The organism is Klebsiella quasipneumoniae subsp. quasipneumoniae (assembly GCF_020525925.1).
GTDB lineage: Bacteria > Pseudomonadota > Gammaproteobacteria > Enterobacterales > Enterobacteriaceae > Klebsiella > Klebsiella quasipneumoniae.
The window spans coordinates 1,803,478-1,825,463 of the sequence record NZ_CP084876.1; the positions used below are offsets into that span (position 1 = coordinate 1,803,478).

Below are 21,986 nucleotides of genomic sequence, written 5' to 3' on the forward strand. Positions count from 1 at the left end.
GACTATTTTTCCCCTGGCAGGATAAAACGCCGGGTTTCCCGCGGGAAGCCCGGTGGAATTCTGCGCAAGAGACAAGAGAGAGACAATGAAATTAGCCGGACTTCATCCCGACGAGCAGCGTCGCCTGCAATCGCTTCGCTCTTCCGGGCTGTTGAATAGCGGAAAAGAAGAACGCTTTGATCGCCTGACCAGGCTTGCCCGTTCGCTGTATAACCTGCCGGTGGCGTCCATCAGCCTGGTAGGGGAAGATCTGCTGCATATCAAATCCTGTGCCGGTCTGGATGTGGACACGGTGCCGAGAGACATTTCATTTTGCGCCCATACCATTTTGCAAACTGACCCGCTTATCGTTAACGACATGCAGCAGGACGAGCGTTTTCACGACAACCCGCTGGTGATCCAGGCGCCGTTTATCCGCTTTTACGCCGGGTACCCGGTGCAGCTGCCGGATGGCGCGACGGTGGGGTCTTTTTGTCTGATGGACCATCAGCCGCGTTCGTTTTCCGCGCATGAAATGCAGATCTTAAGCGATCTGGCGGCGATCGTGGAGGATGAGTTCAAGGTGCTGGATGCGGCAACCTCTGATGAGCTGACGGGACTGTTTAACCGCCGGGGATTCCTCACCCTGGCCGAGTATGCCCTGCTGACGGCCCAGCGCCGTCATGAGCCGGTCAGCCTGGCGTTTGTCGACCTCGATCGCTTTAAGCACATCAACGATACCTGGGGGCATGAAGAGGGCGATCGCGCGCTGATCGCCATCGCCGATTTGATGAAAGCCGCCTTCCGTGAATCCGATATCCTCGCCAGGCAGGGGGGCGATGAGTTTATTATTCTGTTCGCCAATACCAGCCGCCACGATGCCGCGGCGGCGATGGAGACGCTCAGCCACAACGTGGCGCGTTTCAACCAGCAGGCGGCTCACCCCTGGCAGCTGGCGTTCTCCTGGGGCTGCGTGGAGTACGATCCCGCCAGCCACCCCAGTCTCAACGCGCTGGTGGCCACTGCCGACCGCCTGATGTATCAGGCGAAGCAGAAACAGGGGCGCGAGCGCCGTTAATCCTTTGCGGCGGCGGCATTCAGCAGGTACTCCTGCGCCTGCTGCCGCTTCTGCGCATAGTCACCGAGCAGCGCCTGCTGCGATTTCCCCGCGTTGTCATAAAACAGGCCGTCCTGATCGGCGATAAAGTGATAATGCTGTTCCAGCTGGCCTATCACCCAGTCGATACGTTGCAGGGTGAGCAAGGTGCAGGACTGGCCATGCAGGTCGTCTTCAATATCCAGCACGTGTGAGCGGAAGGCCTCCAGGGCAAACAACCGGCTCAGCGCGGCAGGGTCCGCCAGCCCCGTCTCCCAGCGCGCCGTTATCTGCTGAAAATGAGCCTGCACCTGCGGGGATGCCCGCCGGGCGCGAAGCCAGACCAGCTTGCGCCGGTAGCTTTCGACCGCCAGCCGCTTCATCTCGCGATACTGCGCCAGCTGCTGTTCGGCATCGGGCACCCGGGTCATCAGCCAGCTAAAAAAGAAGCGGGTCTCAAAGCGCTCGACAAAGTGAAACAGGGGATCGGCCAGACCGTTGCTGTTGAATTCTCTCAGCGGGTCGAAGGGATACATATAGCCAAAATCGAACAGCCACAGCTGCTCCTCCCGGTCCACCAGCAGGTTCCCGCTACAGAGATCCCACTCCATCAGCCCCTGCTCCTCACAGGCTTCCAGCGTGGTGAACAGCTGAGCGATCAGCGGCGGGGTCAGCTGGTGAATCGCCTCGCCATCGATCCAGGGGGAGAGGAGGATGCCGAGGCGATAATCGGCATACAGCGTCGGGACGATGTGGGTGAAGCGCGGCGCGGTATTAGGGTCATCCTTCAGCCGTTGCAACGCCTGCCGGCGCTGTACCTCGTTTAAAAACGACAGCTGGCCGTTAAGGTTGGCAACGCCGGCGACGGCGCGTCGTTTCTTTAAATTGTACTCCTTGCCGGCGATGCGCAGCCGGTAAACCTCGCCGGTCAGCCCCGAACCGTATACCTGCACCACATAGGGTGAATCCGCAGCCAGCGCGGCGAGGGTCTCCGGCGGCAGTGGACAGTGATTGACGTCGCCGACGATAAGAGGTTCTCCGCTGCGATCGAACGCCTGCTGCTGCTGTTGTCTGAGGTTCATGGCGCCTCCTTAAAAGTCATAGGACAGAGTGATTCATCCACGCTATCTCACCCGCAAGCGTCAGCAAAATCATCCTACCGCCGGGCGTTTTTTCAGGCTGAGCGGTGGCGCGTTCATGGAGGATACCTGGGGCGTAGGGCGGCGGCCCTGACGCCGTTGTCAATGAGGTGTTTGCCAGGCTGGGTGCGATTCAGAGTTAACGCCAGAGACGCAAGAAAGCAAAAAGCCTGCTCGAAAGCAGGCTTTTTAAATTTGGCTCCTCTGACTGGACTCGAACCAGTGACATACGGATTAACAGTCCGCCGTTCTACCGACTGAACTACAGAGGAATCGTGTGGAGTCGTATCTTAGCGGCGAAAAATCTTTTGTCAAACATCAATTCGCCCGTTCAGGTGCAACTGCCGCTTCCATCAACAATTTGTTGTCATTTCCGACAATGATTACGGAAAAATACTTTGCAGGATATCCATTTCTCGATCATCATTTGAAATGTTGTTTCAACATCTCTCACTAAGGTCTCTCTTGAACGTCACCTCCGCCGTACGCCAGGCCGTCGAACGGACATCCTGGTTTAAAAAACGTCAGCGTTATCGTGTGCTGTACTGGCGCGAAATCAGCCCTCTCGCTGTGCCCATTCTGCTGGAAAATGCCTGTGTGCTGTTGATGGGGGTGTTGAGCACCTTCCTTGTCAGCTGGCTGGGCAAAGAGGCCATGGCCGGGGTGGGCCTGGCCGATAGCTTTAACATGGTGATCATGTCGTTTTTTGCCGCTATCGATCTGGGTACCACGGTGGTGGTGGCCTTTAGCCTCGGCAAGCGAGATCGGCGGCGGGCGAGAGCGGCCGCGCGCCAGTCGCTGGCCATTATGACCCTGTTTTCCATTGTGCTGGCGGGAGTGATCCACGCTTTTGGTCAGGAGATTATTAATTTTGTCGCCGGCGATGCCACCCCGCAGGTGAAGGACCTGGCGCTGACCTATCTCGAGCTGACGGTGCTGAGCTATCCGGCGGCGGCGATTGCGCTGATCGGCAGCGGGGCGCTGCGCGGCGCCGGGACCACCAAAATCCCGCTGTTGATCAACGGCGGGATGAACATCCTCAATATCCTAATCAGCAGCGTGCTCATCTATGGCCTCTTCTCCTGGCCGGGGCTGGGCTTTGTCGGCGCCGGTCTCGGGCTGACCATTGCCCGCTATATTGGCGCCATCGCCACTATCTGGGTGCTGATGGTGGGCCTCAATCCCGCGCTGCGGCTGTCGCTGAAGGGCTACTTCAAACCCTTTAACTTCGCCATTATCTGGGAGGTGATGGGGATCGGCATCCCGGCCAGTATCGAATCGGTTCTGTTCAATGGCGGTAAGCTGCTGACCCAGATGTTTGTCGCCGGGATGGGCACCAACGTTATCGCCGGCAATTTCATTGCTTTTTCGGTGGCCTCGCTGATTAACCTGCCGGGCAACGCCCTCGGCTCCGCCTCGACGATCATTACCGGCAAGCGGCTGGGGAAAGGGCAGATTGGCCAGGCGGAATTCCAGGCCTGGCATGTGTTCTGGCTGTCGACCATTATTCTGACGCTGATTGCCTGGGGCAGCGCCCCGTTCGCGGGCTTTATCGCCTCGTTCTATACCCATGAAGATGACGTAAAAGAGGTGGTGAAGCAGCTGCTGTGGCTCAACGCCCTGTTTATGCCGATCTGGTCGCTGTCGTGGACTTTACCCTGCGCCTTAAAAGGCGCCCGTGACGTACGTTATACCATGTGGGTGTCGATGCTCGGCATGTGGGGCTGCCGGGTGGTGGCGGGCTATACGCTGGGTATCGTGCTGGGGATGGGCGTGATCGGCGTCTGGTTAGGGATGGTGCTCGACTGGGCAGTGCGCGGCGCGCTGTTTTACTTCCGCATGGTGAGTGGCCGCTGGCTGTGGAAGTACCCGCGGGTGAAGGCCTCAACGCCGGAAACCTGATCCGTTTGCCGGATAAACGCCATTTTTTGTGCAAAGTGAGGAATTATTCGGCAAACGATTCATTTTATTAAAAACAGGCTTTACAGCGTCCGGCGTCATCGTTAATATGCGCCCCGTTCACACGATTCCTCTGTAGTTCAGTCGGTAGAACGGCGGACTGTTAATCCGTATGTCACTGGTTCGAGTCCAGTCAGAGGAGCCAAATTTAAAAAGCCTGCTTTCGAGCAGGCTTTTTGCTTTTCTGTCTGTCCGTTTCCTTGCGGACTCAACATCCGCAGCCACCGCCGGGACGTTTGTGTCGCTCACCCGGCCACTGACGCTCCCCTGCGGGGAACGCCAGCGTTTTCCTCTCTCTTCCCCCGTCGCCGGTTAGCGGAACGGCGGTTCGTTGAAGGTGCGTAGCTTACGCGAGTGCATGTGATCCCCCTCGGCGCGCAGCAGGTCGATGGCCCGAATGCCGATCTGCAGATGCTCAGAGATGGCCCCCTCATAGAAGCGGTTGGCCTGACCGGGGAGCTTGATCTCACCGTGCAGCGGCTTGTCCGAGACGCAGAGCAGCGTGCCGTAGGGGACGCGGAAGCGATAGCCCTGGGCGGCGATGGTCGCGCTCTCCATATCGATAGCCACCGCGCGGCTGAGATTAAAGCGCAGCGCGGAAGCGGAATAGCGCAGCTCCCAGTTACGGTCGTCGGTGGTGACCACCGTCCCGGTACGCAGCCGCTGCTTCACTTCCTCGCCCGGCATCCCGCTCACCTGCTTGGTGGCGTCGTACAGGGCGCGCTGCACTTCGGCAATGCTGGGGATGGGAATATCCGGCGGTAGCACCGCATCCAGTACATGGTCGTCGCGCAGATAGGCGTGGGCCAGGACATAGTCGCCGATGGCCTGGCTTTCACGCAGGCCGCCGCAGTGGCCGATCATCAGCCAGACATCCGGGCGCAGTACCGCCAGGTGGTCGCAGATGGTTTTGGCGTTGGCCGGGCCGACGCCAATGTTAATCAGGGTGATCCCTTTGCCGTCGTGGGTGATCAGATGCCAGGCTGGCATCTGGTGCTTCTTCCACGCCAGATCGGAAATGGCCTGCTCCGGCGCTTCGGTTTCGGCGGTGATCCAGATCCCGCCGGCGCAGGAGAGGGCGATATAGGGGCTGTCAGGATCGAGGATCTGGCTGCAGCCCCAGCTGACAAACTCATCCACGTAGCGGGTATAGTTGGTGAACAGCACATAGGGCTGGAAGTGTTCCGCCGGGGTGCCGGTATAGTGCCGCAGACGCGCCAGCGAAAAATCGACGCGCCGGGCGTCAAAGTGCGACAGCGGATAGAACTCGGTAGGATGGAACAGGCCGTCCGCGGTCTCATCGCCAATCTGCGACAGCTCGGTGGTGGGGAAATAGCGCGTCAGACCGGCGCTCATCGAACGGTCAAGGGTCAGAGTGGAACCGTCTATCACGTAAGGGTAGGGGATTTCATGCTGCGACAGCTCGACGCTAATATGGGCGCCATAGTCCTGATACAGCAGGGTCAGCTGTTCGAGCAAATAGTGGCGGAACAGTTTCGGGTTGGTGATGGTGGTGGTATAGCACCCTGCATGGGTGAAACGTCCCCAGGCGCGCGTTTTAAGGGCTTTATGATCGGCGCCGTCCCAGGAGACCGACAGCTGCGGATAGACAAAAAGGCCTTCCGCGCGGGCTTCGGTATCAGGGAGCGTATGATGGTCAATATAGTCGCCGATGGCTTTGCGCAACGCCGTGACCGAGGCTTCATAACGCGCTTCCAGCTCGGCAAGCGCTTGTTCCGGGGTCAGACTGGCGGCCTTGTTATTCATGATTCGCTCCTTGTTTCAGGTCTGCTGACATTCCCGATAGTATGTCACAGCGGGAAAAGGGCGAAGGGGAATTTATCTGTCAGTTGCGAAGATACTCAGATCAATACCGGCACAGGGGCCGGACTCGATTTATTTACCGGCGTTTGCCCAGCGCGCGCTGCTATAATGGCTGGCGTTGCGGATCTTCAATGTCTGCGCCGGATTATTATTCAGACAATAGCGCGCATCGGCCAGCGGTGTGAGTTTATCCCCTTCCCGCAGGCGGAGGCGACAGGCTTCAATCTCAGCGATCATCTCCAGTGCGCCGCTCTGGAGCACGACGCGGCAGGGGCTGGACGGAGAATTATCCTGGACTTTTTTTACCCACCACTCCATCTGTTTTTTTCCTCTCCTGGTGACACATCCGCCGATAATTCATGTTTCTTAAAAATCTGACAATAAGATTATCCCGCTGGTTTATGCAGTGTTTAAAAACAGGCGACCAAACGTTGATCTCAGCGGTAGGTTTTTTTTCGCCGGCAGGGAATGATCTGCCGGGTTTAATTTGCCGGAAGCGATGACTATGCTGAAAAGCAGATCGTGAGAAGCGCCTGTCAGGAATAGGGCAGAACGCGTTCGGCTACGCGATAAATATCAGAGAGAGCGTTATGAAGCATCTATTACGACACTGGCGAACGTCGGGCGCCGTTATCGGCTCACTGCTGAAAAAAGGGAGCATTGCGGTGCTGGCGCTGCTGGTGGTGTTTCTCGCCGGACGGATCTATGAGTCGCAGCGCGGCCCGGCGCTGCATCGCTGGCATACCTGGCGCGGCAATGAGATGGCGGCCAAAGAGATCGACCAGGCGACCTTTGCCCAATATCTGGCGCGGGAGAAGACCATTTTCGCCGATCTCCAGCGCGAGGTGACGGATGCTTTACCGGAGGAAGATAAAACCCCCGTCAACCGCTTTTATCGCCACAGCCGGGTCTGGCCGGGACAGTTTACACAGGACTGGAACCGTTCTTTTATACTGTTGCCGCAGGGCAAGCCGCGCGGCAGCGTGGTGCTGTTCCATGGCCTGACCGATTCGCCCTACAGCGTGCGCTATCTGGCGCAGCTCTGGCGGCAGCGGGGCTATGTGGCGGTGGCGCCGCGTTTGCCGGGCCACGGCACCGCGCCGGGAGCGTTAACCGCCGTTGACTGGGAGACCTGGCTGGCGGCAACGCGTCTGGCGGTGCGGGAAGCGACGCGCCTGGCCGGGGCGGACGTGCCGCTGCATCTGGTCGGCTACTCAAACGGCGGCGCGCTGGCGCTCAAGTATGCCCTCGATAGCCTGGAGGACAGCCACTTGCGCCAGCCGCAGCAGATTATCCTGCTGTCGCCGATGATCGGCGTGACGGCGTTTGCCCGTTTTGCCGGTCTCGCCGGGCTGCCGTCCATCTTCCCGGCGTTTGCCCGCGCGGCCTGGCTGAACGTGGCGCCTGAGTTTAATCCGTTCAAGTACAACTCGTTTCCGGTAAAAGCGGCAAGACAGTCCTGGCTGTTGAGCCAGGCGCTGCAGCAGCAGATTATTCGCGCGTCCCGTCAGGGGGCGCTGAAAGCGCTGCCGCCGGTCCTCACCTTTCAGTCGGTAATGGATTCCACCGTCAGCACCCGGGCGGTGGTGGAGTCCCTGTATCGCTACCTGCCGGACAACGGCAGCGAGCTGGTGGTGTTCGACATAAACCAGGCGGCGGATCTCCGGGTCCTGTTCCGTCCCGCGCTTTATGCGGCGGTGAATATGCTGTTGCCGCCGGCGTCGCGGGCCTATACCACGACGGTGGTGACCAACGCGACGGCGCACACCCTGCAGACCATCGCCCGTACCACGCTGGCGCAGGAACGGGAAGAGCATCGTTATCCCTTACACCTTGCCTGGCCGGCGGATATGTACTCCCTGTCGCATGTGGCAGTGCCGTTTCCCCTGAGCGACTCGCTGTATGGTCGTGAGCCGGACGAGAAGAACCGCTACGGCATTAGCCTGGGCACCATTTCACTGCGCGGAGAGACCGGGACGCTGAGCGTGGGGCTGGAGACGTTAATGCGCGTCACCTCCAATCCTTTCTTTCCGTGGATGCTGGCCCGCGTCGATGAGCATATCGCCTGCGGCGAGCAGGCGGCGGTGGTGGCCTGCCTGAAGGCGCAGGCCAGCGCGGAGGCGTTAAAAGAGGATCAGGTGCAGGACGGTGCGCAGCAGAATGCCGACGATCGCCGCGGGAGCCACGAAGCGAAACAGGCGGACAAACCGTGAGCTGATGCCGAGGAAAATACCGATTCCGGGCAGATCGAAGGTCTGGATCAGCAGGCCTGCCGAGGCGTTGACCTGGCTGACGGTGACTTTGCCCTGCTGGATCAGCTCGGAAATGACGCCAAAATAAGCGGTGCCCCCGGCGACGCACTTCACCAGCGCCGGTAGCACAAAGTTCTGCGGAATATGCAGCCAGCCGAGCACCGGTTTCAGCAGCTGCTGCAGCAGGTCGATGACGCCAGCGCCCTGCAGCAGTCCGACGATGGTTAACGACAGGATCAGCATCGGCACCGCGCCGAGCGCCAGGCGGATGGCGTCGGAGCCGGCGCTGTTGATCACCGCCAGAATGCCCTGACTGTTCTGCTCGGCGTTGGGCAGCGCTTCCGCGCGAGGGTTCTCGGCGACCGATAGGCGCTGTCCGGTGACGTGCCAGGCGACCGCCGCCGCGCACAGGCCGCCGACCACTGAGATAACGATCGAGGCCAGCCAGTGCAGGCCGAAAGGGGTGAGGGGATAAAAGACGTTGCCTTGCCCCATGGCGAAGACCATGGCCAGGGTGGCGGCCATTTGCCGGTCAGAAACGCCGCGTTTGTCCATAATCGACAGCGTGGCCAGCGGGGCGGCGAAGCTGACAAAGTTAATCTGGATCAGGGCGAAGGCGCTCATCCCGGTTAAGCCGAAGGGCTTCAGCAATGGCGCAACCCAGCGCACAATCACATCGAGGATGCCGCGGACCTCCAGATATTTCATGATAATCAGCATGATCACCATGATCGGCAACAGCGTATACAGCGCGACGTCAACGGACGATTTGCCCGCCGCCATAATGATGCTTATGACATCCATTTACGTTCTTTACCACTCGCAAAGCCATTCGTTCGCGTCATCATAATCCCGTGGGGAAGGAAATGATATGTCAGGATCGCCCCGGGGACCGGCGCCGTGGGGCGCCGGGAGGAGAGGATTACTGGCCGATGTTGACCAGCGTGCGGCCATGAATATTGTTGCTGAGGAAATCTGCGGCATACGCTGGCGCCTGCTCCAGCGTGATTTCGGTGGCTGCCTGTTGGTAGTAGCTTTCCGGCAGCAGCTGGGCCAGACGCTGCCACACCGCGTCGCGTTCTGCGGTGGGCACCATCACCGAATCCACCCCCTGCAGACGCACATTGCGCAGAATAAACGGCATCACGGTGGTTGGCAGATCGAAGCCCCCGGCCAGACCGCAGGCGGCGACGCAGCCGCGATAGTGCGTTTGCGCCAGCACTTTGGCCAGCATCGTGCCGCCAACGGTATCCACCGCGCCCGCCCACAGCTGTTTCTCCAGCGGGCGGGTCTCTGCAAAGTCGCTGCGCGGCAGGATGGCGTCGGCCCCGAGCTGGCGAAGGTAGTCGTGCGTCGACTCGCGGCCCGATACGGCCGTCACCCGGTAGCCGAGCGCTTTCAGCAGTACCACGGCGGTGCTGCCGACCCCGCCGCTGGCGCCGGTGACCAGGATATCACCGCTTTCCGGGGTGATGCCCGCGCTGACGAGGGCATCGACGCACAGCATCGCGGTGAAGCCGGCGGTGCCGATGATCATCGCCTGGCGCGCGCTGAGCGCCTCCGGCAGGGCAACCAGCCAGTCGCCTTTGACACAGGCCTCGGTGGCCAGACCGCCCCAGTGGTTTTCGCCCACGCCCCAGCCGGTGAGGATCACGGCCTGGCCGGGAACAAAGCGCGGATCGCGGCTTTCACTTACCCGGCCGGCAAAATCAATCCCCGGCACCATCGGGAACTGGCGGATGATTTTGCCTTTGCCGGTGATCGCCAGGGCATCTTTATAGTTGAGACTCGACCAGTCGATGGCGACCCGCACGTCGCCTTCGGTAAGGGCGGGCAGGTCAATCGCTTTGACGGCGGCCACGGTGCGGTTGTCAATCTGGTCCAGAACTAATGCTTTCATGACTGAGTATTCCTCGTCTGAAGGGAGTTATCGGCGCTATCGCCGTCCTGTGCAGGTGTTATTGTCATCATAGTGTGCGCAAAGAAATCCCAGTACTGGTTAAGGGGAGCGGCGGACTGGACCAGCCTGGCGCGCATCACCGCGCCTTCCCAGCCGATCCAGAACACCTGGGCCAGCGCCTCCGGTGAGGTGTCGCTGGCGATCGTCCCGGCAGCCTGCGCCTCGTGCAGGCAGCGGGCCACGCGCGCCTCCCATGCCGCCAGGATGGTCTGCAACCGCTGGGGAAATGCCTCGGGCAACAGGGGAGCTTCCTGCAGCAGGTTGCCTACCAGGCAGCCGCGACGAAACTGGTATTTCTCCATTCCCTGACCGGCATCACGCACGAAGGCCGCCATCCGTTCCAGCGGCGGCACGGCGTCGTCCAGCAGGAATTTATCTAATTTATGCGCAAAATAGTCGCCATAGGCGGCAAGCACGGCGAGGCCAAAGGCCTCCTTGCTTTTGAAACAGTGGTAAAACGACCCCTTCGGCACGGCGATGTTCTTGATCACCGCATCAATACCCGCCGCGAGATAGCCCGTTTCGGTCAGCACCTCCAGGCCCGAGCGAATCAGCGCCTGTCGCGTGTCGACAAACTGGCGATCGGCCTTTGGCGGTCGGCCGCGGCGGGGCTTCTGGTTGGCGGAGGTAGCGGGATTCATCATTTAGACCGTATGGTTTAATTGTTTGTCAGGGTACCCCCAATCCCGGTGGGGGGCAAGCCATGTAAGGCAGAGAAGGGCGGAATTTCGAGGCAGTCAGCTTATGAAGGCGACGCGGATTATCATCAATTATTAATGCGTGGTTCTCCGCGCGGCTGCTGCAGAGAATATCAATCCGCTGACCATATATCTCTCTGGTCGCCACGGAATGATAAGGATGAATGGTAGCGATTATATTGCCGGGCTGGCGATGATTGGCAGACCCTGGCGGATTGACAACACCGGCCTGATAAAACACATTGTCCCCCCTGAAGGGGCGCCGGTTGCCAGCTCAGTTTAAATAAAAACGTCGCAAGACAGGAAAGCCTGTCCTTTATTATCGGCGTCTGGATAAATAACCCGCCGCCGAAACCACACCTGCGAAAAAGGAATAACAGCCTGATGTACAGAATGAATATTGCCGTCAAAGGAGGGGATGAATGTCGCTAATCGCTATTGTGCTGGTCTTTATGATGGCCATCGTGGTGACGGTGTTCATTTCCCATCTTCTGCCCGTTAAAGTGCCGCTGCCGCTGATCCAGATCGCTGCGGGCGCCGCGCTGGCCGCCGGTGGTTTTCAGGTCGATTTCGATCCGCACATCTTTTTGCTGTTGTTTATCCCGCCGCTGCTTTTCCTTGATGGCTGGCGGATCCCGAAAGACGCGTTTTTCCGCGATATGAAGCCGATTCTGTCGCTGGCGATAGGCCTGGTGATGGTCACTATCCTCGGCATTGGCCTGTTTATTCACTGGCTTATTCCGGCGATCACCGTGGCGGCGGGGTTTGCCCTGGCGGCGATTCTGTCACCCACCGATCCGGTGGCGGTATCGGCAATGACCGCCAGCTCGCCGCTGCCTTCCCGGATGGCGCATATCCTCGAAGGGGAATCGCTGTTAAACGATGCTTCGGGCCTCGTCGCTTTTAATTTCGCCATCGCCGCGGTGCTGACCGGCAGCTTCTCCCCGGGAGAGGCGGTGATGAAGTTTTTCCTGATGGCGTTCGGGGGCATCCTCAGTGGGCTCGTGGTGGTGTGGGTCACCGGCAAATGTAATAACTTTCTGGTGCGGCGCACCCGCGAGGAGCCGGCCATCCAGATCCTGATCAGCCTGCTTATCCCCTTCGCCGCCTACCTGCTGGCCGAGGCGTTCCATGTCTCCGGCATTCTTGCCGCCGTCGCCGCAGGCATTGCGATGCACTATGAACAGCTGTCGGGGCCCCGGCTACCCGCGACGCGCATGAAAAGCAGCGCGGTGTGGTCCATGCTGCAGACTACCCTCAACGGGATGATCTTCCTGATGCTGGGCGAGCAGTTGCCCCGCATGCTCAGGACGTTGCCGGCGGTAGCCAGCCAGGCCGGCGTCCCTTCGCCCTGGTATCTGCTGCTGTACGCCGTGGCCATCACCCTCGCGCTCGGTCTGATGCGTTTCGCTTGGGTATGGCTGTCGATGACGCTGACCATTTTTCGCCGCAAACGCCGGGGCAAAGCCATCACCGTCCGTCCGCGATTCAGCATCCTCGCCGTCATGGCGCTGGCTGGGGTCAAAGGCTCCGTGACGCTCGCCGGTATTCTGACGCTGCCGGCGGTGCTGGCGGATGGTTCACCATTCCCGGGCCGCGAACTGCTGATCTTTCTCTCAATGGCGGTGATCCTGATGTCGCTGGTGGTGGCGGCTATCGGCCTGCCGTTCATGACCCGCTATCTTGCCGATGATTTACCCCATGACACCGGCAAAGACGATATTGGCGCCGTCATGACCGAAGTGGCTATCAACCGGCTGAATGCGCTACTCGACGAGCCGGTGGAAGATCCGACTGAGCAGGCTCTGCGGGCTGATGCCGGCAATATGCTGCTGGAAACCTACCAGCGACGACTGCACTATAACGACAATGACGAAGGGCAGGACGTCGGGCTGGAGCTGGCTAAGCGCGCCAGGCTGGAGAAATATATGCAAAGAGAGGTCATTATCGCCCAGCGTCAGGAGCTGTTCCGGCTGCGTCGCGCCCACAACATTAGCGATATCACCTTTTATGAGGTGCTGCGAGAGATAGACCTGAAGGAAGAGAGCTTGCGCTAGGGGCGCCATCGCCGGAGGGGGGATCCTTCGCCTTCCGGCAGCGCAGCTGGCGCGGAAAAGCAAAAAGCCTGCTCGAAAGCAGGCTTTTTAAATTTGGCTCCTCTGACTGGACTCGAACCAGTGACATACGGATTAACAGTCCGCCGTTCTACCGACTGAACTACAGAGGAATCGTGTGAACGGGGCGCATATTAACGATGCCACCCGGCCTTGTCAAAGCCTGATTCAAAGAATTGCGTTCGACTGCTGACAATTTCAGCAACCCCCGCGCATGCGCTGTTTTTTTCACCAGATTGCACCGTTGTAGTGCGAATGTACCCCTTATGGGGCATACCACAATCTGCTTACCGGGCAAATAAAAACCGGATTGCTATCACTATCCCTTATAACACCGCCTGTGGCGGGCAACGGCAGCGGAAATGAAAAGCTGGCAAGCAAATTGCAAAACCAGTTTCATCATACTTCCAGCGTTGACGCTGGCGTTCCTTACAGGAGGCAAAATGAACTTAAGACGACTGAAATATTTTGTGAAAATCGTCGATATCGGCAGTCTGACCCAGGCCGCTGAAGTCTTGCACATCGCCCAACCGGCCCTCAGCCAGCAGGTCGCGACCCTGGAAGGTGAAATGGACCAGCAGCTGCTGATACGCACCAAGCGAGGGGTCACGCCAACGGAAGCCGGTAAAATCCTTTATACCCATGCGCGGACCATCCTGCGCCAGTGTGAGCAGGCGCAGCTGGCGGTCAATAACGTCGGCCAGACGCTGCGTGGCCAGGTCTCGATCGGCCTGGCGCCGGGCACAGCGGCCTCCGCCATTACCATGCCGTTGCTGCAGACGGTGCGTAATGAACTGCCCGAGGTGATGGTCTATCTGCAGGAAAGCAGCGGCACTGCGCTGAATGACAAGCTGCTGGCGGGCCAGCTGGATATGGCGGTGCTGTATGAGCGTTCGCCGGTGGCCGGCATCGTCAGCCAGCCGCTGCTGAAAGAAGACCTCTACCTGGTCGGCACCCGCGACTGCCCGGGGCAGAGCGTGGACCTCACGGCGGTGGCGGAGATGAACCTGTTCCTGCCGCGAGATTACAGCGCGGTACGGGCGCGGGTCACCGAGGCGTTCACCCTGCGTCGTCTGTCGGCGAAAATTATCGGCGAGATCGAATCCATTACCACCCTGACCGCGGCCATCGCCAGCGGCATGGGGGCGACGGTCCTGCCGGAATCCGCTGCCCGCTCCCTGTGCGGCGCGGCGAACGGCTGGATGGCGCGGATTAGCACGCCGTCAATGAGCCTGTCGCTGTCGCTGAACATGTCGGCGCGCGGCGGTTTGTCGCCGCAGGCGCAGGCGGTGAAGGAGATCCTGCTGTCTCTGGTGAGCCGTCCGTCGCTGGAGAACCGCGAACTGCAGCTGGTTAGTTAAGCTATATTCTCTTAAGGAATAAGTTGCTGGTTTTTATTATTTGTTACCCGGGACAACAGACTTTAACAATAGCAGATACGTTAAGTCCATTGGCCCGGAGGAAAGGGTGAACTTCCAGCAACTGAAAATTATCCGTGAGGCGGCCCGTCAGGATTACAACCTGACGGAAGTCGCGAATATGCTCTATACCTCGCAGTCAGGCGTCAGCCGCCATATCCGGGAACTGGAAGAGGAGCTGGGGATTGAGATCTTTATCCGTCGCGGCAAACGCCTGTTAGGCATGACCGAGCCGGGTAAAGCGCTGTTATCCATTGCTGAGCGGATCCTCAATGAAGCCAGCAACGTCCGGCGGCTGGCGGATCTCTTTACTAACGATGCCTCCGGCGTCTTAACCATCGCCACCACCCATACCCAGGCGCGCTACAGCCTGCCGCCGGTGATTAAAGCTTTCCGCGAGCTGTTCTCCGACGTTCGCGTCGAGCTGGTGCAGGGCACCCCGCAGGAAATCGAAGCGCTGCTGCATAACGGCGGGGCGGATATCGGCATCGCCAGCGAGCGTCTGAGCAACGACCCGACGCTGGCGGCTTTCCCCTGGTTCCGCTGGCATCACAGCCTGCTGGTACCCAAAGACCATCCCCTGACCCAGGTGTCTCCTCTGACGCTGGAGGCGATTGCCCGCTGGCCGTTAATCACCTATCGCCAGGGGATCACCGGCCGTTCGCGGATCGATGAGGCCTTCAACCGCAAAGGGCTGATGCCGGATATTGTGCTGAGCGCCCAGGATTCCGATGTGATCAAGACCTACGTCGAGCTGGGGCTGGGCGTCGGGCTGGTTGCCGAGCAGTCCGGGGATGCCCGCGAAGCGGACACCTTTACGCGGCTCGATACCCGCCATCTGTTTGATGCCAATACCGTATGGCTGGGACTGAAGCGGGGTCAGCTGCAGCGTAATTACGTCTGGCGCTTTATCGAATTGTGCAATGCCGGACTGTCGCTGGATGAGATCAAGCGCCAGGCGATGGAGCCGGAAGAGGCCGCTATCGACTATCAGATTTAAGGAAATGCTGGCCAGCGGATCGGGGAGAGGAAATGCCGCTATAATTCACACACGAGAGTCGCGACTGAGGAAGGGAAAATGACGATGCGGCGTGTGACATTACTCTGTTCGGCGCTGATGCTGTTCGCCAGCCACAGCGCGCTGGCCGTCAGCTATCCGCTGCCGCCGGAGGGGAGCCGTCTGGTGGGCAGCGCTTTTACCATTGCCGTGCCGGAGAACAACACTCAACCACTGGAAAGCTTTGCCGCCCAGTACGGCCAGGGGTTGAGCAATATGCTGGAGGCGAACCCCGGCGTCGATGTCTATTTGCCGCACTCCGGTTCGACGCTGACCATTCCGCAGCAGCTGATCCTGCCTGACACCGTGCGTGAGGGGATCGTTATCAACGTCGCCGAGATGCGCCTCTATTATTACCCGCCGCTGGGCAATAGCGTGGAAGTCCTGCCAATCGGCATTGGCCAGGCGGGACGCGAAACGCCGCGTAACTGGGTGACGGCGGTAGAGCGCAAGCAGGAAGGGCCCACCTGGGTACCGACCGCCAATACCCGCCGTGAATATGCGAAAGAGGGCAAAACCCTGCCGGCGATGGTGCCGCCCGGCCCCGATAATCCGATGGGGCTGTATGCGATCTATATCGGCAGGCTGTACGCCATCCACGGCACCAATGCCAACTTTGGCATCGGGCTGCGCGTCAGCCAGGGATGCATCCGCCTGCGCAATGACGACATTAAATTCCTGTTTGATAACGTACCGGTGGGGACGCGCGTCCAGCTGATCGATCAGCCGGTGAAGTACACCGTGGAACCGGATGGCAGCCACTGGCTGGAGGTGCACGAGCCGCTGTCGCGCAACCGGGCGGAATTTGAATCCGACAGAAAAGTCCCCTTGCCGATGACCTCGGCGCTGCGCGAATTTACTCAGGGGCCGGGAGTGAGTCCTTCGCAGGCCGAGCAAACCCTGCAGCGCCGCTCCGGCATGCCGGTGAATATCAGCGCCACAGCGGCGCAGGGGAGTTTGTAGCGGGTCGTTTAGCCTGATTAACGGCTATTGTAAGAAGGCTCTTTTGCTGTCGATGCATTCAACGTTGTTGGGGATAAGGATCGGGAAACCGATCCTTAACTTATCAACAGTGGCGGTGATGGCGTGTTAATGAGGGCGCCAGGAGAGGCTCAGGCGGAGATGATAAAGTCTGCAAATATATCTATGGACTTAATATTGTTACTGAGGATCTTTTTTTTGGCTGCCATTGTCCATGAAAGCGAATATCCCCGTTATGATAGCCAATATCCAGAATATAATACTGATGAGTGCTGCAGAATCCCTATTGTCAAAACACGCCTGACCACAGTCACTACTACTGACCCCCATCGTCGTTGATAAGCGAATCAGGGGGCTGGGATGTCGTTATTTATTGTTGGCAATCGGGACATGCTGCTGCATCACTTCAACGATCCAGTCAATAAAAACGCGCAGCTTGGCGTTGACATGGCGGTTCGGTGGAAACGCCAGGTACAGAGGCATTGGGCTAATCCGCCATTGTGTAAATAACGGAATCAAAGCGCCAACGGCCTGATGCGCTGCCGCCATATAGTTGGGCAGCGCAATCACGCCTAAGCCAGCTAACCCAGCTTCGAGGTAAGCATTGCCATCATCCACGGCAAGGACGTAGTTGCCCGTGATTTCAATACGTTCATTCTCACTGCGCAGTACCAAAGGATCAATCTTACTGGTGCGTGAGGACAAGAATCCCACTATGCAATGGTCAGTATTTTGCAGCTCTCGCGGGTGTGCGGGAGCGCCAAGGCGTTCCACATAACGGGGGGCGACGTAGACGCCGATTGGCAAATCGCCGACATGGCGTGCGATTAGGGACTGGTCGGTGATTTCGCCACCGCGCAGGACGCAATCCACGTTGTCGCCGATCAGATCTACCTTCCGGTCGCTCACGCCCATGTCGAACTGGATATCAGGGTAGCGGGCGTGGAAAGCCGGTAGCGCCGGCACCAGGATGAGGCGGGCTAGCGGACTGGGCACATCCACCCGTAGCCGTCCCCTGGGCGTCATCGCCGCACTGGACAGGCTGTTTTCAGCATCCTCCATGTCCGCCAGCAGGCGGATGACGCGCTCGTAGTAGACCGCGCCATCGGGAGTCACTCCAAGCTTGCGGGTGGTGCGATGGAGCAATTTGACGCGCAGTCGCGCTTCCAGTTGCTGAATGAGTTGCGTCACCGTGGTTTTGCTCATATGAAGCGTTTGGGCAGCCTTCGTGAAGCTCCCTGCCTCCACCACCCGAGCAAAGGCGCGCATCGCATCGAAACGATCCATTTCTTATCCTGTCTTTCATCGATTGTTTGGATATTACAAACAATGAGCGACAAAGTCGCTTGTTTATCCGCCCGATCTGGCCGTTGTACAGTGTCTTTACATTCACCGGGCTGAATTCGCCCCAGCATAAAGGTACAAACATGACAGCACGCGAAGCCGTTTTTCCCCTCGGTCGGCAGGCGCTCTATGAGCGCAATCGTTATTCACCGGCCATCAAATCCAATGGTTTCTTGTTTGTTTCGGGGCAGGTGGGTAGCCACGAGGATGGTTCGCCTGAGCACTATCTGGAAGCACAGGTCAGGCTGGCGTTCAAAAATCTAAATGCTGTGCTCGCAGCGGCGGACTGCACGTTTAGGGACGTGGTTGACGTTACTCTCTTTGTCGTCGATCCTGAGTCAAATCACGACGCTATCTGGAGTATCCTGCCAGAATATTGGGGAGAAGCGCCTTACCCTACGCTGACCGGGATCGGCGTGACGTGGCTTTATGGATTTAAGTTCGAGATTAAGGTTATTGCCAGGCTACCCTAAGCGTTACGGGTCTTTCCGCCAGTTGGGCAGCCCGCGCTGTCTGTAGCGGTAACTGGCGAATCGGGATCGTCTGCTACCCAGCGCCAGACCCAGTGGGTACCGTCGGATCGAAAGTCGGTAGCCATAAGGTTGGGAGCAGCGACGCTGCTTTTCACCTGCGGGGATCGCATACGGAACGTTGGACGGTACCTACGGTACGATGCTGCTTATACCCGCTGGCGGGGGGCTCACGGAAAGCAAAAAGCCCGCTCAGGTTTCCCTGAGCGGGCTTTTTAAATTTGGCTCCTCTGACTGGACTCGAACCAGTGACATACGGATTAACAGTCCGCCGTTCTACCGACTGAACTACAGAGGAATCGTGTGAACGAGGCGCATACTACTGGCCCGGCATTTTTGTGTCAACACTAAAATTAACTTGCTGATTCAAATGGCTAAATTTAGCTCAACACGTTGTTTTAGTGAACAATGCGCCGCTCGTCTTCGTCCTGCAGGCCATTTTCACGTCTGCGCGCCAGCGGATCCTGGCGGTAAAAATGGCAAAAACGCTGCCACAGGGCCGGGAAGCGGGGCGCGAACAGTTCAGGCGCGCTGAAAAAATATTCCGAAAGGACGGCGAAGCACTCCGCGGGATCGGTGGCGGCATAGGCGTCAATGCTGGCGGCGCTTTCCCCTACCAGATCTATCTCATCCTGAATGTTGTTCATCGCCGCGTGGAGATCGTGCTCCCAGCCGGCGACTTCGCGCAGTGGGATCAGCGGCACCCCGCTGGCCCGATCGCCATTCCGCGCATCAAGCTTATGCGCCACCTCATGCACCACAAGGTTAAAGCCTGACGCATCAAAGGAGTCCTGAATATCCAGCCAGTTCAGCACTACGGGACCCTGCTGCCAGCTTTGCCCCGACTGCACCACCCGCTGGTTGTGGACCAGACCAATATCATCCTCCCATTCATCATCCACGACAAACGGGGCAGGGTAGATCAGCACTTCATGAAAACCGTCCAGCCACTCAATCCCCAGCTCAAGTACCGGCAGGCAAAAGAGCATAGCTATCCGCGCCTGGTGCAACGGAGTCAGCTCCAGCCCCTGAAGCGCCACCAGACGTTTTTGCTGTAAGAAACGGGCAGCCATCTGCGTCAGCTTGTGCTGCTCAGCGGGCGAAAGGTGGGCTAAAACCGGAATGGCAAGCGCTTGCTCCCAGGGCATCTCTGCGTTGCCGGACTCATCATCTGCTTTCCAGGGCCATTTAAACATCATATTGCTCGCAAAGTCGTCACTTGAACACGATTACCGAAACGGGAGCTATTAAAATGCCAAAGATCCTGGCATTATAGCAACCACAACAGCGGAGAGATGCCGGAGCGGCTGAACGGACCGGTCTCGAAAACCGGAGTAGGGGCAACTCTACCGGGGGTTCAAATCCCCCTCTCTCCGCCAACTATTCTTTCTCTGACCATTCCCCTTCAATAACACCGTTAGCTTCAGGTATAACGCCTGCGCTGGGGTATCGCCATCATCATCGTCCTGGTTTCAGCGTAAAGACGCGGTAGTGCGCCTTGTCCTTTTGTGGTCTTACCGCCGCAATTTGCCCGAACGAGCTTAAACGCATCATAAAGAGGGAAGGTACGCCTGGAAAGCGGCAATGTTGAAAAGAGTGATCTCAACGGAGCGGGAACAAGAAAAAGCCCGCTGAGCGCGGGCTTTGATGGGGATCAGAACTGGTAAACCAGACCGAGGGCCACGATATCATCGGTCGAGATACCGTTGTTGCGGTAGAAGCGGTCGTCTTCATCCAGCAGGTTGATTTTGTAATCCACATAGGTGGACATATTTTTATTGAAGTAGTAGGTCATGCCGATGTCGACATACTTGACCAGATCCTTGTCGCCATAGCGAGAATAGTTGTAAAGATCTTTCCCCTTCGATTGCAGATAGGCCACGGATGGACGCAGCGGTAAATTATACTCATCGAACTGGTACTGGGCGACGACTTCAAAGTTCTGCGTCTTGTTGGCAATAGCGCCGTTGCCGTAGAAGGTCATGTTGCGGGTTTCCGCATACATGGCGGCCAGATAGATGTTGTTGGCGTCATATTTTGCGCCGACGGTCCAGGCCTCGGCTTTATCACCGTTAGCGTAAATATGGCTGCTGCGTGCTGCCGCCAGCTGGTTATGGGTACGGTCGGAAGCCGAGTAGGCGGCCCCGAAGCTGATGCCCATATCAAGATCGTAGTAGCTGGAGATACCAAACCCGTCGCCATTTTCCCGCGCCAGTTTACGAGCGCCGCCGTTGTTTGTGCCTTCGCCAGAACCGGCGTTTTCATTATTCCCCTGATACTGCAGGGCGAAATGCAGGCCGTCGACGAGGCCGAAGAAATCGCTGTTACGGTAGGTGGCCACCCCGTTGGTGCGGCCGGTCATGTAAACGTCGGTCTGAGTGTAGGTATCGCCGCCGAATTCCGGCAGCATATCAGTCCAGGATTCGATGTCGTACACCACGCCGTAGTTACGGCCATAGTCCAGTGAGCCATAGTCAGCAAACTTCAGACCGGCGAAGGCCAGACGAGTCCATGAATTGGCGCCTTCTCCTTCGCTGGTGTTCGCTTTGACATTGTATTCCCACTGACCGTAGCCGGTTAACTCGGAAGCGATCTGCGTTTCGCCTTTGATGCCTAAGCGAGCATAGGTCTGGTCGCCGTCCTCGCTGGTGTCGTCAGAGAAGTAACGCAGGCCGGCGACTTTCCCATAAAGGTCCAGTTTGTTGGCGTTGTTGTTATAAATTTCTGCAGCATTAACGGCATTGACCATGAGTAATGCCGGTACCATGAGTGCCAGTACTTTTCTTTTCATTATATATTCCCTTTTAATAATAATTTCTGTGAATTATGACAATCCCTCCGGAATGCCTGTCAGATACTAACGACTAAGTTCATTTTTATTTAAAATAAAATATGTAAATAAATAATGTAAGATATTACAAAATATTTCTATGTGGTTCATTATATTAAATTTAAATGAATCTGTTTTAATGATTATTTTGTTGTATAGCAATAGGTTATGTTGCTGTGTTGCGATCGTGGTTAACTGAATGAAATTATTTGTATTAATTTACAGTGAGTTGACCATTCAGCCTTTAAATATAATTTATTAGTCAATGCCGCCGGCGGATGGAGAATTTAAATACGCGTCATGGCTGGGTGTCGTTAATGTTTAATTCCGTGGTAAAGAATAAAAAAAACATCCCTGCATATTTCCATGGACAGAATAAGTGATAAGTGGGTGCAGAAGACAAGGATGAAACTGCTGCCTGTGGCGCAGCATGGCGGTATAATGTGATGAGCGTCACGTTTTTGAGTGGCGGTAGTATGATTTGTCACGGAGAGGAATGAGATGGAAGAGCAGGCAAAACGCAGCCCGGGCGGCAAACTTGCGCTATGGGCGTTGTATGCCTTTTGCGGATATTGTGTCTGGGTCATTGTGCGTTACTGGTGGGTGGTGGGAAAAATTCACAGTGTCCCCGGCGCCAGTGCGGAGGGCGACTTTGGCACCATGGCAGGGAAATGGCTTGGCGCCCTGTTGGGAATGCTGGTGCTCGCCGGCATTGGCGCGATCCTCGGCGCTGTCGTCTGGTATACACGGCCCTCCGGAAGCGGGCGGGATCATCGGTCGTAAAGTTGCTATGCTCGAGGCTGAC

The 21,986-nt window shown here is 57.9% G+C and carries 19 protein-coding genes, 5 tRNA genes and 1 pseudogene; 13 read left to right on the top strand and 12 right to left on the bottom strand.

The window, feature by feature from the left end; genetic code table 11:
• Nucleotides 1-85: 85 nt before the first annotated feature.
• Complete coding sequence (locus tag LGM20_RS08695) at nucleotides 86-1,057, top strand: sensor domain-containing diguanylate cyclase (protein ID WP_023290317.1); 972 nt, start codon at nucleotides 86-88, stop codon at nucleotides 1,055-1,057.
• On the opposite strand, the gene LGM20_RS08700 is transcribed toward LGM20_RS08695, so the two are convergent.
• Complete coding sequence (locus LGM20_RS08700; RefSeq protein ID WP_044524032.1) at nucleotides 1,054-2,157, bottom strand: AarF/UbiB family protein; 1,104 nt, start codon at nucleotides 2,155-2,157, stop codon at nucleotides 1,054-1,056. The genes LGM20_RS08695 and LGM20_RS08700 overlap by 4 nt on opposite strands.
• 253 nt (nucleotides 2,158-2,410) lie before the next feature.
• Nucleotides 2,411-2,486: transfer RNA gene (locus LGM20_RS08705), tRNA-Asn, on the bottom strand.
• A 5-nt stretch (nucleotides 2,487-2,491) separates the two neighbouring features.
• Here LGM20_RS08705 and LGM20_RS26620 point away from each other — a divergent pair.
• The 3 genes and pseudogenes from LGM20_RS26620 to LGM20_RS08720 all read left to right on the top strand — a co-directional run.
• Nucleotides 2,492-2,551, top strand: a pseudogene (locus LGM20_RS26620) (DUF5951 family protein); the annotation flags it as partial.
• Between the two features lie 128 nt (nucleotides 2,552-2,679).
• Nucleotides 2,680-4,116 (top strand): EmmdR/YeeO family multidrug/toxin efflux MATE transporter, encoded by a 1,437-nt coding sequence (locus LGM20_RS08715; RefSeq protein WP_044524030.1) that lies wholly within the window; start codon nucleotides 2,680-2,682, stop codon nucleotides 4,114-4,116.
• Nucleotides 4,117-4,242: 126 nt separating this feature from the next.
• Nucleotides 4,243-4,318, top strand: a tRNA-Asn gene (locus LGM20_RS08720).
• A gap of 167 nt (nucleotides 4,319-4,485) precedes the next feature.
• On the opposite strand, the gene LGM20_RS08725 is transcribed toward LGM20_RS08720, so the two are convergent.
• Both LGM20_RS08725 and pmrD read right to left on the bottom strand, forming a co-directional pair.
• Nucleotides 4,486-5,940, bottom strand: coding sequence for an AMP nucleosidase (locus LGM20_RS08725; protein ID WP_023290306.1), 1,455 nt, complete (start codon nucleotides 5,938-5,940; stop codon nucleotides 4,486-4,488).
• 129 nt (nucleotides 5,941-6,069) lie between these two features.
• On the bottom strand, nucleotides 6,070-6,315 hold the full coding sequence (pmrD, locus tag LGM20_RS08730; protein WP_023290305.1) for a signal transduction protein PmrD: 246 nt from the start codon (nucleotides 6,313-6,315) through the stop codon (nucleotides 6,070-6,072).
• A 272-nt stretch (nucleotides 6,316-6,587) separates the two neighbouring features.
• Here pmrD and LGM20_RS08735 point away from each other — a divergent pair, with 272 nt between their 5' ends.
• On the top strand, nucleotides 6,588-8,210 hold the full coding sequence (locus tag LGM20_RS08735) for an alpha/beta hydrolase (protein WP_044524027.1): 1,623 nt from the start codon (nucleotides 6,588-6,590) through the stop codon (nucleotides 8,208-8,210).
• Here LGM20_RS08735 and LGM20_RS08740 read toward each other — a convergent pair.
• The 3 genes from LGM20_RS08740 to acuR form a co-directional block, all read right to left on the bottom strand.
• Nucleotides 8,121-9,053 carry a nucleoside recognition domain-containing protein gene (locus LGM20_RS08740; protein WP_044524026.1) on the bottom strand — a complete coding sequence of 311 codons (933 nt, stop codon included), beginning with the start codon at nucleotides 9,051-9,053 and terminating at the stop codon, nucleotides 8,121-8,123. The genes LGM20_RS08735 and LGM20_RS08740 overlap by 90 nt on opposite strands.
• 118 nt (nucleotides 9,054-9,171) lie before the next feature.
• Complete coding sequence (gene acuI / locus LGM20_RS08745) at nucleotides 9,172-10,149, bottom strand: acrylyl-CoA reductase (NADPH) (RefSeq protein ID WP_044524025.1); 978 nt, start codon at nucleotides 10,147-10,149, stop codon at nucleotides 9,172-9,174.
• The gene (acuR, locus tag LGM20_RS08750; protein WP_044524082.1) at nucleotides 10,146-10,850 is read right to left on the bottom strand and encodes an acrylate utilization transcriptional regulator AcuR; all 705 of its coding nucleotides are present in this window, start codon (nucleotides 10,848-10,850) and stop codon (nucleotides 10,146-10,148) included. The genes acuI and acuR overlap by 4 nt, the downstream gene beginning before the upstream one ends.
• A gap of 217 nt (nucleotides 10,851-11,067) precedes the next feature.
• Between acuR and LGM20_RS26470 the strand changes: the two genes are divergently transcribed.
• Entirely contained in the window at nucleotides 11,068-11,190 is a 123-nt protein-coding gene (locus LGM20_RS26470; protein WP_256204754.1) for a hypothetical protein, read from the top strand.
• A gap of 139 nt (nucleotides 11,191-11,329) precedes the next feature.
• Entirely contained in the window at nucleotides 11,330-12,964 is a 1,635-nt protein-coding gene (locus LGM20_RS08755) for a Na+/H+ antiporter (protein WP_023290300.1), read from the top strand.
• 94 nt (nucleotides 12,965-13,058) lie between these two features.
• On the opposite strand, the gene LGM20_RS08760 is transcribed toward LGM20_RS08755, so the two are convergent.
• A tRNA-Asn gene (locus tag LGM20_RS08760) sits at nucleotides 13,059-13,134 on the bottom strand.
• 330 nt (nucleotides 13,135-13,464) lie between these two features.
• On the opposite strand from LGM20_RS08760, the gene nac reads away from it, so the two are divergent.
• From nac to ldtA, 3 genes are all read left to right on the top strand, one after another.
• A complete protein-coding gene (gene nac, locus LGM20_RS08765) occupies nucleotides 13,465-14,382 on the top strand; it encodes a nitrogen assimilation transcriptional regulator NAC (protein ID WP_004203498.1) in 918 nt (305 codons plus the stop codon).
• Nucleotides 14,383-14,488: 106 nt separating this feature from the next.
• Nucleotides 14,489-15,439 (top strand): HTH-type transcriptional regulator Cbl, encoded by a 951-nt coding sequence (gene cbl, locus LGM20_RS08770; protein WP_004180456.1) that lies wholly within the window; start codon nucleotides 14,489-14,491, stop codon nucleotides 15,437-15,439.
• Between the two features lie 78 nt (nucleotides 15,440-15,517).
• A complete protein-coding gene (ldtA, locus tag LGM20_RS08775; protein WP_023290298.1) occupies nucleotides 15,518-16,459 on the top strand; it encodes a L,D-transpeptidase in 942 nt (313 codons plus the stop codon).
• A 384-nt stretch (nucleotides 16,460-16,843) separates the two neighbouring features.
• On the opposite strand, the gene LGM20_RS08780 is transcribed toward ldtA, so the two are convergent.
• The gene (locus tag LGM20_RS08780) at nucleotides 16,844-17,764 is read right to left on the bottom strand and encodes a LysR family transcriptional regulator (RefSeq protein WP_032453414.1); all 921 of its coding nucleotides are present in this window, start codon (nucleotides 17,762-17,764) and stop codon (nucleotides 16,844-16,846) included.
• A 140-nt stretch (nucleotides 17,765-17,904) separates the two neighbouring features.
• Here LGM20_RS08780 and LGM20_RS08785 point away from each other — a divergent pair, with 140 nt between their 5' ends.
• On the top strand, nucleotides 17,905-18,294 hold the full coding sequence (locus LGM20_RS08785) for a RidA family protein (protein ID WP_044524022.1): 390 nt from the start codon (nucleotides 17,905-17,907) through the stop codon (nucleotides 18,292-18,294).
• A gap of 279 nt (nucleotides 18,295-18,573) precedes the next feature.
• Here the strand turns inward: LGM20_RS08785 and LGM20_RS08790 are convergent.
• Both LGM20_RS08790 and mtfA read right to left on the bottom strand, forming a co-directional pair.
• Nucleotides 18,574-18,649, bottom strand: a tRNA-Asn gene (locus tag LGM20_RS08790).
• A 100-nt stretch (nucleotides 18,650-18,749) separates the two neighbouring features.
• The gene (mtfA, locus tag LGM20_RS08795) at nucleotides 18,750-19,550 is read right to left on the bottom strand and encodes a DgsA anti-repressor MtfA (RefSeq protein WP_072096628.1); all 801 of its coding nucleotides are present in this window, start codon (nucleotides 19,548-19,550) and stop codon (nucleotides 18,750-18,752) included.
• 90 nt (nucleotides 19,551-19,640) lie between these two features.
• Here mtfA and LGM20_RS08800 point away from each other — a divergent pair.
• Nucleotides 19,641-19,730, top strand: a tRNA-Ser gene (locus LGM20_RS08800).
• Between the two features lie 275 nt (nucleotides 19,731-20,005).
• On the opposite strand, the gene ompC is transcribed toward LGM20_RS08800, so the two are convergent.
• Entirely contained in the window at nucleotides 20,006-21,142 is a 1,137-nt protein-coding gene (gene ompC / locus LGM20_RS08805; RefSeq protein WP_044524020.1) for a porin OmpC, read from the bottom strand.
• 540 nt (nucleotides 21,143-21,682) lie between these two features.
• Between ompC and drpB the strand changes: the two genes are divergently transcribed.
• Entirely contained in the window at nucleotides 21,683-21,964 is a 282-nt protein-coding gene (gene drpB / locus LGM20_RS08810; RefSeq protein ID WP_023290293.1) for a cell division protein DrpB, read from the top strand.
• The last annotated feature ends 22 nt before the right edge of the window (nucleotides 21,965-21,986 follow it).

Bases quoted from the DNA above. Each gene is read 5' to 3' on its own strand.
- LGM20_RS08740 (WP_044524026.1), bottom strand. From the start codon at position 9,053: ATGGATGTCATAAGCATCATTATGGCGGCGGGCAAATCGTCCGTTGAC.
- mtfA (WP_072096628.1), bottom strand. From the start codon at position 19,550: ATGATGTTTAAATGGCCCTGGAAAGCAGATGATGAGTCCGGCAACGCA.
- LGM20_RS08785 (WP_044524022.1), top strand. From the start codon at position 17,905: ATGACAGCACGCGAAGCCGTTTTTCCCCTCGGTCGGCAGGCGCTCTAT.
- LGM20_RS08735 (WP_044524027.1), top strand. From the start codon at position 6,588: ATGAAGCATCTATTACGACACTGGCGAACGTCGGGCGCCGTTATCGGC.
- nac (WP_004203498.1), top strand. From the start codon at position 13,465: ATGAACTTAAGACGACTGAAATATTTTGTGAAAATCGTCGATATCGGC.
- LGM20_RS08695 (WP_023290317.1), top strand. From the start codon at position 86: ATGAAATTAGCCGGACTTCATCCCGACGAGCAGCGTCGCCTGCAATCG.
- LGM20_RS08755 (WP_023290300.1), top strand. From the start codon at position 11,330: ATGTCGCTAATCGCTATTGTGCTGGTCTTTATGATGGCCATCGTGGTG.
- drpB (WP_023290293.1), top strand. From the start codon at position 21,683: ATGGAAGAGCAGGCAAAACGCAGCCCGGGCGGCAAACTTGCGCTATGG.
- LGM20_RS08780 (WP_032453414.1), bottom strand. From the start codon at position 17,764: ATGGATCGTTTCGATGCGATGCGCGCCTTTGCTCGGGTGGTGGAGGCA.
- ldtA (WP_023290298.1), top strand. From the start codon at position 15,518: ATGACGATGCGGCGTGTGACATTACTCTGTTCGGCGCTGATGCTGTTC.
- LGM20_RS26470 (WP_256204754.1), top strand. From the start codon at position 11,068: ATGAATGGTAGCGATTATATTGCCGGGCTGGCGATGATTGGCAGACCC.
- LGM20_RS08700 (WP_044524032.1), bottom strand. From the start codon at position 2,157: ATGAACCTCAGACAACAGCAGCAGCAGGCGTTCGATCGCAGCGGAGAA.
- LGM20_RS08725 (WP_023290306.1), bottom strand. From the start codon at position 5,940: ATGAATAACAAGGCCGCCAGTCTGACCCCGGAACAAGCGCTTGCCGAG.
- acuR (WP_044524082.1), bottom strand. From the start codon at position 10,850: ATGAATCCCGCTACCTCCGCCAACCAGAAGCCCCGCCGCGGCCGACCG.
- pmrD (WP_023290305.1), bottom strand. From the start codon at position 6,315: ATGGAGTGGTGGGTAAAAAAAGTCCAGGATAATTCTCCGTCCAGCCCC.
- acuI (WP_044524025.1), bottom strand. From the start codon at position 10,149: ATGAAAGCATTAGTTCTGGACCAGATTGACAACCGCACCGTGGCCGCC.
- ompC (WP_044524020.1), bottom strand. From the start codon at position 21,142: ATGAAAAGAAAAGTACTGGCACTCATGGTACCGGCATTACTCATGGTC.